The organism is Povalibacter uvarum (genome assembly GCF_014202975.1).
In the GTDB taxonomy this organism is placed as follows: domain Bacteria; phylum Pseudomonadota; class Gammaproteobacteria; order Steroidobacterales; family Steroidobacteraceae; genus Steroidobacter; species Steroidobacter uvarum.
This window is the reverse complement of the sequence record NZ_JACHHZ010000004.1, coordinates 632,603-646,588: the sequence shown is the minus strand read 5'-3', so window position 1 is coordinate 646,588 and position 13,986 is coordinate 632,603. Positions and strand designations below refer to the sequence as shown.

The window sequence follows — 13,986 nt, the reverse complement described above, 5'->3', positions numbered from 1 at the left end:
CGCCTTGTACGATCCCTGCATCTGGTGTCCAGCGTCTTGTCGCATGTGGAGGTCCTCACGTGGTTGGCGGATGGCTGTCAACCAAACGCCGCAGATGGGCCTTTATTTCCACTAACACGCCTCACTGGAGCCATCTCTGCGCCGCGCAGCCGAATCTTTCGGCGCTCAAGTGCTTCTGGGTGTCATGTCTGCCCTCGCAACCGAAGCGCATTCATGATCACCGAGAACGACGACAGGCTCATCGCGAGTGCCGCAATCATGGGCGACAGCAGCCAGCCGGTGAACGGGTAAAGCAGACCGGCAGCGAGCGGAACTCCGAGCGCGTTGTAGACGAACGCAAAGCCGAGGTTCTGACGCATGTTCTGGATAGTCGCGAGCGAGATCAGTCGTGCCCGTGCAATTCCGCGCAGATCGCCCTTGACGAGCGTGACCTGGGCGCTGCTCATCGCAACATCCGTTCCTGTGCCCATCGCCACCCCAATATCGGCTTTCGCGAGCGCCGGGGCGTCGTTGATTCCGTCTCCTGCCATCGCGACGATGCTGCCGGATTTCTGCAGCTTCTCCACGAGTCGCAACTTGTCCGCCGGCTTCACCTCTCCATGAACCTCATCGATTTTGAGCTGCGCGGCAACCGCACGGGCTGTTGTCAGCCCGTCTCCCGTCGCCATGACGACGCGCATCCCGGCAGCATGCAGACTCTGGAGCGCCTCGGGAGTGCTTGCCTTGATTGGATCGGAGACTGCGAGCAAACCGAGCAACTGCTTGTCGACTGCCAGGTACATGACGCTCGCGCCATTTCTGCGCTCAGTTTCCGCAGCATCCTTCAGTGAACTCACGTCCACCCCTTCCTGATCCATGAGCGCTGTATTCCCAAGCGCGAGACTGCGATGCTCGACCGTGCCACGCACGCCGATTCCCGAGGAGGATTCGAAGGTGTCCGCCTTCGACAGTTTCAGTCCTTTGTCTCGCGCGGCGGCCACGATCGCTGCAGCCAGTGGATGCTCACTGCCCTGATCCAGACTGGCTGCCAGGCGCAGTACCTCCGACTCGGATGCTCCGTGCACTGCAATGACCTTGTCGAAGGCCGGCTTGCCTTCGGTGAGTGTTCCAGTCTTGTCCACGATGATCGTGTCTACGCGTCGAAAGTTCTCGATGGCGGCGGCATCCCGGAACAGAATCCCCTGAGTCGCAGCACGTCCTGTGGCAACCATGATCGACATCGGCGTCGCCAGCCCGAGCGCACAAGGACAGGCAATGATCAGAACGGCGACCGCATTGATGAGCCCGTATTGCCAGCCCTGCTCGCCTCCGAGCAATCCCCAGGCGAAAAATGCAGCGACGGCGACAGCAACGACTGTCACGACGAAATAGCCGGCGACGCGATCAGCCATGCGCTGCATGGGCGCTTTCGACCGCTGAGCTTGAGACACCATCTGCACGATTTGCGAGAGGACGGTCTGCGATCCGACTCGCTCCGAACGCATTGTCAGGCTTCCTGACGTGTTGATGGTCGCGCCGATCAGCTTGTCCCCTGGGCGCTTCGTCACAGGCACCGGCTCACCTGTGAGCATCGATTCATCCACCGAGCTGGTGCCTTCGATAACAACGCCATCGACAGGCACCTTTTCTCCCGGGCGGACGCGCAATGTGTCGCCCACGTGCACATGCGTCAGTAGCACATCGCTTTCGCCTCCATCCGCCTCAATCCGTCTGGCGGTTTTTGGCGCCAGACCCAGCAAGGCCTTGATCGCAGCAGATGTTTGCGAGCGGGCCTTGAGCTCGAGGATCTGTCCCAGCAGCGTGAGCGAGATGATGACGGCTGCTGCTTCGTAATAGACACCGATTCGTCCGTGAGCCATGAAGCTTTCCGGAAACAGACCGGGCGCGACGGTGGCGACGACGCTGTAGAGGAACGCTGCTGCAGTGCCAAGACCGATCAACGTCCACATGTTCGGACTACGATTCACGAGGGACATTGCACCTCGATGGAAGAACGGCCATCCAGCCCACAACACGATAGGCGCCGACAGCGCGAGTTCGACCCACGTCTGAGTTCCAATAGGCATCCACCCCAGGCGATGACCGAACATCCCGAGTACCGTCACGATGATCGTGAGTGGCAGCGTCGCCCAGAACCGCCGTCGGAAGTCCCGTAGCTCCGGGTTGTCTTCCTCACCGAGCTCGGGCATCAGCGGCTCGAGCGCCATGCCGCATTTCGGGCATGTGCCCGGTCCCATTTGCTGCACTTCGGGATGCATCGGGCACGTGTAAATGGTCCCAGGCGCAACATCTGCGTCGAGCGATGTCTTCTGCGGGGGGTGCATGTGTCCTTGATCATTCTTCGTCGCGTCCAGGTAGCGCGCGGGATCAGCCACGAACTTTGCGCGGCATCCGGCCGAGCAGAACGCGTACTCCTTGCCAGCGTGACTGGCCGCATGAGGCGAATCGATGGAGACCGTCATACCGCACACGGGATCGATCGTCGTCTCCGCCTTAGCATCCGGCGCATGCGCACCGCGTTCGGCCTTGCTCGTCGAGCTGCAGCACGCATGTGCCGCCTCGTGCGCGTAATGGTTGGATTGCGGCTCCGCGCGCGATACGGTCTTTGCGGCCGACGCACCACATGACGCGGGCTTCGTCTCGTTGGTAGCTGAGTGCGGGTGATGCTGATGTTTCATATTCGGACCTGCGATTTCATTCGACGGGAGGAAGACGACTGAGATCGTCGAGGATGGGACACTCGGGCCGGTCGTCCCCATGACAATTCAAAGCGAGATCGGCGAGCGCGGCGCGCATTGAGCGCAGCTCCTCGATCTTCGCATCGAGTTCGGTGATGTGCCTGGTGGCAAGCCGCTTTACCTCCGCACTAGCACGACGTTGGTTACGCCACAGGCTGAGGAGGCCGGAAATCTCATTCATCGAGAAGCCCAGACCTCGGGCACGCCGGATGAAGCGTAGCGCGTGTACTTCAGACTCCTTGTAGACCCGGTAGTCACCCAACGTTCGAGCGGCCTTCGGGATCAATCCATGAGACTCGTAGTGCCGGATCATCTTGGGCGTAACGCCTGAGACTTCGGCAGCACGGCCGATGCTGTAGAGCCCTTGTTGCTTTGCAGCGGCGAGTTCCGGAAGTGATTTCGCTGACATGATGCCTCTCGGTTGCAGGGCAATGATGAACCTTGCCACTGTAGGAAGGTCAAGAGTCCGGGTAATGCGTAGGTACTCTCCACCGAGAGTCCCACCCCTTCATGGGAGCAACCATCGAGGGCCTCGACATCTGACCTCGACATATTCTAGTATTCAATCGACTACTTGAATATACAGGTTGCCAAGTGAAAGCACGCGAGATGAAGGACGGCGTTTACACGCAATTCGCGCGCATCGGCAAGGCTGTGGCCGCCCCGAAGCGGATCGAGCTGCTCGAACTGCTGTGCCAGGGCCCTCGCACCGTAGAAGCCCTCGCCGATCAGGCCGCACTCACTGTCGCTAATGCATCGCAACACCTGAAGGTCCTTCTGGCCAGCCGGCTGGTCGATGCGCAAAAGCAGGGCCTGTTTGTCGAGTACCGGCTCGCGGATGAGGGCGTCCTCAGGTTCGTCCATGCCATGCGTGAGCTGGCCGAAGCCCGCTTCGCCGAAGTCGGCGCAATCATGCAGGCCTACCTGAAGGCTCGCGGCAAACTCGAGCGCGTATCCGGGGAAGAACTCATGCAGCGCGTTCGCAAGGGTGAAGTCACTGTGCTCGATGTCCGGCCAGAGCTGGAATATCGAGCCGGGCACATTCCCGGCGCGCGATCCGTTCCCTTGAGTGAGTTGAAACGACAGCTGGCCGACCTTCCGAAGAATCGCGAGATCGTCGCGTATTGCCGTGGCCCACAGTGCGTCATGGCCATCGAGGCCGTCGAACTGTTGCGCAAGCGAGGGTTCCGTGCGCAGCGGCTGGAACAAGGCGTCATGGATTGGCGCGCGCGTGGATGGAAGATCGAGAAATCTGCGTCGGAGGACTGAACCATGATCTTTCGGCCCTTCTATTACTTCGATACCGGTTGCGCCTCCTACGTCTTCGGCTGCGCCACGCTCGGCAAGTGTGCAGTCGTCGATCCGCAGGCACGAGATGTGGATGCATACATCGAATTCGCGACAGCCAAGGGCATGCGCATCACGCATGCGATCGACACCCACGTGCACGCCGACCATCGTTCCGGCGGCGCCGACATCGCGCGCCGAATCGGCGCCTCGTACTGCTTGCATGAGTCAGCCGATGTAAACATACCCATCACTCCTCTTCAGGATGGCGAGGAGATTGATCTCGGCAACACGCGTGCCCTTGTTCTCCACACACCGGGCCACTCGCCTGAGAGCATCTGCCTGCTCGTAAAGGATTTGCGGCGCGGACCTGACCCGTGGTTCATCCTGACTGGGGACACGCTGTTCGTCGGCGCGGTCGGAAGACCAGACCTGCCGGGGCATGCGCGTGAAAGCGCGCGGGATCTCTTTGCCAGCCTGCACACAAAGCTGCTGACGTTGCCGGACGATCTCGAGATCTATCCGGCTCATTTCGCGGGCTCGAGCTGTGGCGCGGGAATGAGCGGAAAACCGTCCAGCACGATTGCCTTTGAGAAACGGTGGAATCCGCTCCTGCGCGCTTCAGTGGAAGATTTCATCGAAGCCATCTCTGACGTGCCACCGAAGCCTGCGCAGATGCAGGACATCTTGCGCCGAAATCGCAGCAGTCCTCCGGTGTAACAGTGGCCGCGACAAGCATCCGGCTTGGCTTGCGCGAGAACTGGGTGCAGTTCTCGCTTCTGGTGCTTGTGAACGCGTTCGTCGGCGGGATGGTCGGGCTGGAGCGCAGCATTCTGCCTGCTATCGCTCAGCAAGAGTTTGGCATTGCCGCTCGGACCGCTCTGCTCTCGTTCATCGTGGCATTCGGAATCACAAAGGCCGCAACGAACTATCTCGCGGGACGCCTCGCGGATCGATTCGGCCGCAAGCGCATCCTGGTGCTCGGCTGGCTTGTCGCCCTGCCGGTGCCGCTGCTGTTGATGCACGGTCCCACCTGGGACTGGATCGTCGCGGCGAACGTGCTGCTCGGAGTCAGTCAGGGGCTTACCTGGTCCGTGACCGTCATCATGAAGATTGATCTGGCAGGGCCGAAGCAACGCGGACTTGCACTTGGGTTGAACGAGTTCGCCGGGTATGTCGCCTTGGCGGCAAGCGCCTTGGCGACAGCAACGATTGCCGAGAGGTTCGGGTTACGCCCAGAGCCCTTCTATCTCGGCATTGCCTACGCGGTGTTGGGCCTTCTGCTATCCGTCCTTGCAGTGCGCGAAACGCGTGGCCACGTTGCGCTCGAAGCCTCCACGTCGAAACGCTTGGAGCAAACGCCGTCTCAAGCAGAAGTGTTCCGGCGTACTACCTTCACGGATCCCAATCTGTCGAGCGCGACCCAAGCCGGTCTCGTCAACAATCTCAATGACGGAATGGCGTGGGGACTCTTTCCGCTGTGGTTCGCAGCGCAGCAGATGAGCCTCCAGCAGATCGGCATCCTCGCTGCGATGTATCCCGCGATTTGGGGCATCGTGCAACTGGTGACCGGCGCGTGGTCAGACCGTGTCGGGCGTAAGTGGCTCATTGCTTCGGGCATGTGGGTTCAGGCCGTCGGTATCGCGTTCGTTCTCGTTTTCAACGGCATGACCCACGCACTCATCGGAACCGCTCTTCTCGGAGTCGGGACAGCGATGGTCTATCCGACCCTGCTGGCGGCGATCAGCGACGTGACGCACCCGTCCTGGCGGGCGTCGTCCGTCGGCGTCTATCGGCTCTGGCGTGATCTTGGATACGCGTTCGGCGCCATCCTTTCAGGTGCGATTGCCGATGCATTGGGACTTTCGGCGGCCATAGCGGCGGTTGCAGCTGTGACCTTCGCATCGGGCGTAGTAGTCGCATTTCGCATGCGCGAGACACTTCCGGCAAGACTGCAGGTAACCACCCGATGACTCGTATCTATCTCGATTACAACGCAAGCACACCAGTCGAACCTAGCGTCGCACTGGCGATGCAGGCGGCGACGGAGGCTTACGGCAATCCGTCGAGCGCACATTGGGCGGGAGCTTCGGCCAAGCGGCGGCTCGACCGGAGTCGAGGCCACGTCGCCGCCCTCCTCGGCTGCTTGCCTCAGGAAATTGTGTTCACGGGCGGCGGCAGCGAATCGAACAATCTCGCTCTCAAGGGACTGTACTTCGCGCAGGGGAATCGCGCGGCTCACATCATCACAAGCGCTGTCGAGCATCCTGCGATCCTTGAGCCGTGCAGATTTCTGGAACGGCTGGGCGCGCGCGTGACCTACTTGCCGGTGGACTTCACGGGCCGTATCGATCCGACGGATCTGGAATCTGCCATCACGCCCGACACGATTCTGGTCAGCGTCATGCACGCAAACAACGAAGTCGGCACGATCCAGCCCATCGAAGAATGTGCGCGCATAGCACGCAGCCGCGGCGTGTTATTTCACACCGACGCCGCCCAATCCGTCGGCAAGATCCGAACGCGCGTGAATGAGCTGGGTGCAGACCTTCTCTCGGTCGCAGGTCACAAGCTCTATGGGCCCAAGGGGGTGGGTGCTCTGTACGTGCGCTCGGGCATTGGTCTCGAACCCGTGATTCATGGGCACGGGCACGAGAGCGGACGGCGTGCGGGGACGGAGAGCGTGATGCTCGCCGCCGGCCTGGGCGCTGCCTGTGCGCTGGCTGAGGACCTCTCGTGGACACAACGCGCGCGTGAACTGCGCGATCGAATGTGGAACGCACTGCGCGAGCGGTTAGGCGACCGAATCGTGCTCAACGGTCACGCCGAATATCGGCTGCCGAACACGCTGAATGTGTCCGTCGTCGGGCGCGCGGGCGCCGAGGTGCTCGCCGCGCTGGAAGGCGTGGCGGCCTCGACAGGTTCCGCGTGTCATTCAGGGCGGGTTGAATTGTCCCCAGTCCTACGCGCCATGGGCGTCGGAGCCGCTGCCGGGATGGGGGCCATACGTTTTAGCCTCGGACGAGGCACGACCCGCGAGGAAATCGAGACCACGATCGACCGCATGACGGAGATCGTGGGGCAACCATGAGGGATGCGACATGCGTGGCCATCAAACGACATTACTGGAGCGCGAAGCGCCGCGGTCTCGACTCGAGCTGGGGCTCGCATCAGCGCGCAATGGATACGGACAGGTTGTTTCCATAGAGGGCGAGGCTGGGATCGGGAAAACATCGCTCGCGGTCGGATTCCTCGACGCGCATCGGCGCGATGCACGCGTGTACGTAGGCGGGTGCGAGCATCTCACCACTCCCGAACCACTGGGGCCCCTTCGTGATATCGCACGTGATAGCGAGGGTCGCTTCGCTCTCTCCTCGACCAGTCCGCTCGCGACCTTCGAGGCTCTGCTGCGCCTGCTGACTTCTGGCCGCCCGCCCGGGCTGCTGCTGATTGAGGATATTCACTGGGCAGACGACGCCACCCTGGATCTATTGCGCTATCTCAGCCGCCGCGTCCGCACCGCACCGATCCTGATTGTTGTGACGTTTCGGAACGATGAGCCTGCGTCGCAATCGCGCCTCGCCGCACTGTGGGTCGACATGCCGCGCGATTGTCGAGACCGGATCGTGCTGGAGCCGCTGTCCGCGGACGCCATCGCTCTGCTGGCTGGCTCTACTGGCCGCAATGCACACGAGCTTTTTGCGCTGACCGGCGGGAATCCTTTCCACGTCACGGAATTTCTGGCAACGGATGGATCGGCAGTCCCTCATAGTGTGCGAGAAGCAACCTTGGCTCGCTCGTTATGCCTGAGTGCACTTGCGCGGCGTACGCTCGATTGTGCATCCATCTTCCCCCGCCAGATCGATCAGGAAATGCTGCGCTTGCTTGCCGGCGACCAGGAGTGTGCCGGCGTCGAGGAATGCATGCGCGCCGGCATGCTCAACAGCTCTGGAAGGACACTCGCGTTCCGTCATGAGCTGGCGCGGCGTTCGGTCCACGAAGCAATGGCTCCGTTACGCCGGCGCGAACTGCATGCCGCTGCACTCGATCTGCTTAAAGCGCGGGAGGGCATCCGGGCCGCGGAGCTCGTACATCATGCGCAAGAAGCCGGTGCTGCCGAGGATCTTGTCCTCTACTCACGCCGCGCAGCGGATGAGGCCGATGCGCTGGGTGCGCATCGGGAAAGCGTTCAGCATCTCGCCCGCGCAGTTGAGCATGGACACTGGCTTTCCGATCAGGAGCGTGCCGATCTGCTGGAGCGGCAGGCCGAGACAGGTGACGAATGCGGAAGCTTCGAGATGTCGCTTGCAGCCGTAACGAAGGCTATTGACGCACGCAAGCGCGCCGGTGACGTAGTCGGATTAGGCAATGCATTGCGAATCTCAGCTCGGCTTTTCTGGCATCTCGGTCACCCTGAAAGGGCCGAGCAGCAAGTGCAGGACGCGCTCGATATCCTGCGTGAGCATCGCGAGACATGGCAGTACGCGATGGCGCTGAGCACACAATCGCAGCTGGACATGCTCGCGGATCGAAACGACCTGGCGATTCCGCGAGCGCTCGAAGCAATGGCGCGGGCGGAAGCACTGGAACGCTGGGACATCTACCTCCACGCGCTCACCAATGCCACGACTGCACGATGCTCGTCGAACGTGGCAGCCGGTGTTCCGCACATGGTTTCGGCGATAGCTGAAGCGCGGCAACGCGGTGCGCCCGACCTGTTGCCACGGATGTACGCCAATCTCGCCTACATGATGACCGCCGACCACCGTTATGAAGCGCTCTCTGACTACTTCGATGAGGGCATCAAGGTCGCAGCAGCTCGGGATAACGCGCCGCTCGAAGCCTACATGCGGGGCACTCGTGCGATTGCACTCGTGGACCTGGGACGCATTCAAGAGGCTATGTGCGAGGCAGAGTTCGTGTTGTGCGGGCCCTATCCGCACGGTACACCGCGCTTCAACGCAATCATTGCCCTCGCGCGCGCGCGCATCAGAACGGGCGTCGCGGAAGATGGTGTGCTCGACGAACTACGCGCCATGCCGACTTCTGGAAGAGACATCATGCGGCGCGCACCCCTCGCCGTGGTGGATGCCGAAGCACTGTGGCTCGGTCTACCTCGTCCTCATGCACTCGATCGCCTCGGGGCCGCGTTCGAAACGGCATGCTGTGCGCAGGGCCAACGGTGGGCGCTTGCGGATACGGCATTGTGGTTGAGAATCCTGGGTGAGCCGGTCAACCTCCCGGCTGAAATCATGCGCAGCCTGCGCCCTGCGCATCGCGCGCACATCGAGGGACGATGGCGTGACGCGGCCACAGCCTGGGAAGCTATGGGTTGCACCTACGAGCAGGCGATTGCTCTTTCGATGGGTGATGACGTAGCGCAGGTCGAGGCGCTGGCTCTATTCGATCGCCTTGGGGCAACGCCCGCGGCGGCTCTGCTCCGCCGTCGAATGCGAGCGCGCGGCGCGCGGTCGATACCCCGCGGACCCAGTGCGCAGACGCGCGCGAACCCGGTCGGACTCACCCGCAGACAAGCTCAGGTGCTCTCGCTCCTGGGCCAAGGGCTCAGCAACGCCGTGATCGCCGACCGTCTGTACATTTCACGGAAGACGACTCAACACCATGTGTCGGCCATCATCGCGCAGTTCGGTGCGTCCAGTCGCCACGAAGCGGCAACCGCAGCGCGTCAGCGCGGTCTGCTCGGCGAGCATGAAAATTAGGCGCCCCTCGATGTGAATTAGGCGCCTCGTCCGATGTGGGTCCGCCTCCGACGCTTCATCCTGTCTCGCAGGTCGAAGTCACGAAGGAGACGGCAATGTCGCGCATCGGAATCTTTCTCTACGGTGTTCTTTGCTACGCCGTGTTCCTCGGCGTGTTCGTTTACGCGATCGGCTTCATCGGCGGGTTCGCCACGCCGACCTTACTCGACGGCGCTCCCACTCGCCCGCTGGGTCAGGCGCTGGCGATCAACCTCGGCCTGCTTGCGGCCTTCGCGCTTCAGCACAGCATCATGGCGCGGCCCGCGTTCAAGCACTGGTGGACGCGCATCGTTCCTGAAGCGGCGGAACGCAGCACTTACGTCCTGGCGAGCTCGCTCGCGCTGATCGCACTATTCATTTTCTGGGAGCCGATCGGCGGCGTCTTATGGAGCGTTCCTGAGGGCTCGGGACGCACGGCCATCATCGGTCTGTACGCGTTCGGTTGGCTGTTGCTTCTCTATACGACCTTCCTCATCGATCACTTCGATCTGTTCGGTCTCGCGCAGGTCTGGCGCCACTTCACGGGCAGGAGCTACCGGCCGCCGCAGTTTCGGACACCGAGCCTCTACCGGGTCGTGCGTCACCCGCTCTACATCGGCTGGCTGATCATCTTCTGGGCGGCTCCCACGATGACAGTTGCGCACCTGGTCTTCGCGGTCATGACGACGGCGTACATCCTCATCGCAATTCGGTTCGAAGAGCGCGATCTGGTCGATGCCTTCGGCAACGACTATGTCGCCTATCGCCGCAGCACACCGATGCTCATGCCTCGGCTTTGGTCGGCTCGACGCACGACGACGCCTTCGCGCGGAGCACAGCGCTGATGTTTCTGAACGAACCAACCAGCACGGACGCGCTGGCGTACCTCGAGCGCGACCGCGCGCAGACCGGCTACGTGATGAACCTGGAACGCGCATGGGCGTGGCGTCCCGATGTGGCGGAGGCGTTCGCGCTCGTCCGGCAGCAGCTGCTCGCAGGCACAAGTCTCACGCCGAGAGAGATTGCGCTGCTCGTGTGTACCACGGCGCGTGCGCTGGGTGACCCCTACTGTTCTCTCGCTTGGGGTACGAGGCTCGCAGGGTTACGCGGTGCATCTGCAGTTGCCGAGGTCTTGCGAGGTATGGACCCAGCCGCATCGACGGCGCGCGAGATCGCACTCAGACGCTGGGCCGAGCGCATCGTCAGCGATCCCAATTCGACGAACGCGACCGACATACAGCAGATGCGCATGGTCGGGCTGTCGGATCGCGAGATCTTCGAGGCAACCGTGCATGTGGCATTCCGACTCGCTTTCTCCACCGTCAGTGGTTCGCTCGGCACGCTGCCAGACCACGAACTCGTTGCCGCAGCGCCGCCGCCGGTACGCGCCGAGGTACCTACGGGCGACCGGCAGCCGTGCAGCTCATCAACACCGTCAGGCCATCGGATTCCCCCACAACAGGAGACTCACAGTGAAACCCAGACAACTTGCATCGCATCTGCCGTACTGCGCGCTCGGCTTGCTCGCGGCCGCCGCAACCGTTCCTTCGTCAGCTCTCGCTCACGATGAGCACGCGCAAGCTGCAACGGCTCAGCAGCATTCGGGCGGCGAGCGCCGAAAGACAAACGAGCTGGTCAAGATCGTGCGCCAGGTGACCGCGAAATATCGCGACGTCGAGGTCGCCGAGAGCGATCACTACGAGTTGATGTTCGGCTGCGTCAGCGGCGACTCCTCGGGAGCGATGGGCCTGCACTATGTGAACCTGACGCTGTACGGGGACGGCAAGATCGACGCCTACCAACCCGAAATCGTGATCTACGAACCAACACCGGGCGGTCGCCCACGGCTGATTGGCGCGGACTACATCGTCGACGCCAAAGCATGGCACGCGAACCACAACGAGGCGCCCGAGCTGAACGGCCAGAAATTCCACTACTACTCGGCCCCCAACCGCTACGGGCTGGACGCGTTCTACACGTTGCACGTGTGGGCGTGGAAGGACAACCCGACCGGCACGTTCGTCAACTGGCACGCGAACGTGTCGTGCGACGCGCACGACGGACCGTCGAAGTGACCCACGGGGCGGCGACTCTTCCGGTCGCCGCCCCTCCCCTCACCACGACTGAACATCCGTAGCCCGGTCGAGCACCGCAATCAATTCCTTCATGCGCCGCGAGTACTCAGGATGCTCGGTACCGCACCAGTGATCCCACCACGTGAAGTACAGGCCGTAGTTGCACCGTCCATGCTCGTGGTGCATGTCGTGATGCAAGGTCGTCGTGATCCAACGGCCCCACCAGGTGGCCAGCCATGCTTTGGGCACGAGCTCGATTCCACAATGGCCGACGACATTGCGCAGGATCTGATGCGCCATCCACATGAACAGCACGATTTCGTGCGTCGGAACGATCAATAGATACGCCGGAAGGAATGCGGCCTGCGCAAGGGCCTCGCGGATGGAGAATGAGTAGGCCGCCCACTGAGTAGGCGCCACGGACAAGTGATGCGTGCGGTGAACACGCCGGAACATCGACGGGCGATGCATCCATCTGTGCATCCAGTAGAAGTACGCATCGTGCGCGGCCACGATCAGGACAAGGCTCGCCATTCCGTAGAGCCAGCCGTATTCAGCAATCTCCGAGTAGACACGAAATATTCCAAACTCGACGCCGTAGTAGATGCCCATGCCGATGATTGAGAAGACCAGCGCGGTGCTCACCGAATGCCTGAACTCGCGCCGACGCTGCTTCAGCTTCGGAAGTCGGGCTCGGATGCGACGCAGATCGAGAAACCGCTGCGGCATGGCGGCAATGACGCCGCTGACAATCGCGGCGGCGACCAGGTAGCGTCCAAAATCGAACGCGAAGATGGACGGCCACGGGGCGACCAGGGCCAAGATACAAGAAGAGATCAGATCCATAGGCGTGCTCCCGGATGAGGCCGAAGGGCCTTGGTGCGGCCGACGATGACCCCTTACCCAGGGTTCGTCTGCTCTGAACGGGCGGAAGTGCTCAACTTTCCGGATTCGACCAGAGACGGCACGCAAAACGACCAGCGCTCGCTATCGACGCGGGACAGAATGCAGGCGCTATGACAGCTATCGAACTCATCGTGCGGACCGTGGCGGCCACAGCATCTTTGATCCTGGCTGTCGCGCTGCTCCGAGCAAGTCATGCGACGGTTCGCAGCAGAGTATTTGGTGCGGCGCTCTGTGTGGGCGTGGCCACTTACCTTGGCTGCTCAGGCTCCTTCCGCATCTGCACGGGAACGTGGCTCAGTCCGGCCATGTGGCTCGCAAGCGGCGTACCCTTCTTCTTCTGGGGTTGGACCCTCTCGATCATGGATGATGAGTTCGCCCTTTCTCCGCTCGCCCTGGCCGCTGCCGTTGCCTTGGTTGGCGTGACGATCGTTGGGGGAGCGACCTCGGACCCAACCTGGCACACAGCGATCGTGACGGTCCACTCGCTGCTGGGTCTCGGGTTCGTCGCGGCCGCGTTGGTGAACGTGCTGCGAGGCTGGCGCCAGGATCTCGTCGAGGCGCGCCGGCGATTGCGGCTCGTCATCCTCGTGCTCTGCGGCGGGTATAGCATGGCGGTTCTGATCGTCGAGCTGTTCCTGCGCGCAACCCCAGCAAGCCAAGGATTGCTGCTCTTGAATGCAATCTTGCTTGCGGCGCTGCTGTTCGGATTGGCCTGCGTTGTGCTCGACGTGTCGCCCTCAACACGATCGGCGTTCGGCTGGCTACCCAGTACGTCGCCAGAGGTACAGCCGGCGCCGCTCTCGGTGCGCGATCGAGAGCAGGAACTGGTTGCCAAGTTGCAAGATCTCATGACTCGAAACGGCGCCTATCGCGACGCCGGCATCGCGATTGCGCCGCTCGCAGCGAAACTCGGCATACCGGAAAAGAAACTGCGCAAAGTCATCAATGGGCGGCTCGGGTTCAAGAACTTTCCAGCGTACGTGAATGCTTTCAGGCTCGAGGAAGTTCGCCAGCGGCTCAGCGACCCGGCGCAGGACGAGATCCCGATCTTGACGATCGCACTCGAAGCGGGGTTCGGATCGGTTGTGGCGTTCAATCGTGCATTCAAGGAGAGATACAGCGTCACACCATCAGGATATCGGTCCCGTCGCGACCAACTGAGCGAAGCGACGCCCACATAGAACCTATTCCGGCGTACCCGAGTGCACGCGTGGGCGCTCCGTGTTTGGTTCATTTCGCAGC

The 13,986-nt window shown here is 62.0% G+C and carries 12 protein-coding genes; 9 read left to right on the top strand and 3 right to left on the bottom strand.

From position 1 onward, the window contains the following. Positions 1–182 precede the first annotated feature (182 nt). Together HNQ60_RS19185 and cueR are read right to left on the bottom strand one after the other, a co-directional pair. Positions 183–2,462: a heavy metal translocating P-type ATPase gene (locus HNQ60_RS19185; RefSeq protein WP_246433673.1), complete on the bottom strand. Its 2,280-nt coding sequence runs from the start codon at positions 2,460–2,462 to the stop codon at positions 183–185. A gap of 232 nt (positions 2,463–2,694) precedes the next feature. Next, complete coding sequence (gene cueR / locus HNQ60_RS19180; protein WP_184334446.1) at positions 2,695–3,147, bottom strand: Cu(I)-responsive transcriptional regulator; 453 nt, start codon at positions 3,145–3,147, stop codon at positions 2,695–2,697. Positions 3,148–3,332: 185 nt separating this feature from the next. Between cueR and HNQ60_RS19175 the strand changes: the two genes are divergently transcribed. From HNQ60_RS19175 to HNQ60_RS19140, 8 genes are all read left to right on the top strand, one after another. Beyond that, entirely contained in the window at positions 3,333–4,007 is a 675-nt protein-coding gene (locus HNQ60_RS19175; protein ID WP_221304298.1) for an ArsR/SmtB family transcription factor, read from the top strand. 3 nt (positions 4,008–4,010) lie between these two features. Next, positions 4,011–4,745, top strand: a complete 735-nt coding sequence (locus tag HNQ60_RS19170) for an MBL fold metallo-hydrolase (RefSeq protein ID WP_184334360.1) — start codon at positions 4,011–4,013, stop codon at positions 4,743–4,745. Between the two features lie 2 nt (positions 4,746–4,747). Beyond that, positions 4,748–5,998: an MFS transporter gene (locus HNQ60_RS19165; protein ID WP_221304296.1), complete on the top strand. Its 1,251-nt coding sequence runs from the start codon at positions 4,748–4,750 to the stop codon at positions 5,996–5,998. Next, positions 5,995–7,116: a cysteine desulfurase family protein gene (locus tag HNQ60_RS19160; RefSeq protein ID WP_184334359.1), complete on the top strand. Its 1,122-nt coding sequence runs from the start codon at positions 5,995–5,997 to the stop codon at positions 7,114–7,116. The genes HNQ60_RS19165 and HNQ60_RS19160 overlap by 4 nt, the downstream gene beginning before the upstream one ends. A gap of 10 nt (positions 7,117–7,126) precedes the next feature. Beyond that, positions 7,127–9,745, top strand: a complete 2,619-nt coding sequence (locus tag HNQ60_RS19155; RefSeq protein ID WP_184334358.1) for an ATP-binding protein — start codon at positions 7,127–7,129, stop codon at positions 9,743–9,745. A gap of 95 nt (positions 9,746–9,840) precedes the next feature. Further along, positions 9,841–10,608: a methanethiol S-methyltransferase gene (gene mddA, locus HNQ60_RS19150; protein ID WP_184334357.1), complete on the top strand. Its 768-nt coding sequence runs from the start codon at positions 9,841–9,843 to the stop codon at positions 10,606–10,608. Continuing rightward, entirely contained in the window at positions 10,608–11,333 is a 726-nt protein-coding gene (locus HNQ60_RS19145) for a carboxymuconolactone decarboxylase family protein (RefSeq protein WP_221304295.1), read from the top strand. The genes mddA and HNQ60_RS19145 overlap by 1 nt, the downstream gene beginning before the upstream one ends. After that, entirely contained in the window at positions 11,236–11,838 is a 603-nt protein-coding gene (locus HNQ60_RS19140) for a hypothetical protein (RefSeq protein ID WP_184334356.1), read from the top strand. The genes HNQ60_RS19145 and HNQ60_RS19140 overlap by 98 nt, the downstream gene beginning before the upstream one ends. 39 nt (positions 11,839–11,877) lie before the next feature. Here the strand turns inward: HNQ60_RS19140 and HNQ60_RS19135 are convergent, their stop codons facing one another. Then, a complete protein-coding gene (locus HNQ60_RS19135) occupies positions 11,878–12,660 on the bottom strand; it encodes a sterol desaturase family protein (RefSeq protein WP_184334355.1) in 783 nt (260 codons plus the stop codon). 323 nt (positions 12,661–12,983) lie between these two features. Between HNQ60_RS19135 and HNQ60_RS28140 the strand changes: the two genes are divergently transcribed. Then, on the top strand, positions 12,984–13,925 hold the full coding sequence (locus HNQ60_RS28140) for an AraC family transcriptional regulator (protein WP_184334354.1): 942 nt from the start codon (positions 12,984–12,986) through the stop codon (positions 13,923–13,925). Positions 13,926–13,986 lie beyond the last annotated feature (61 nt).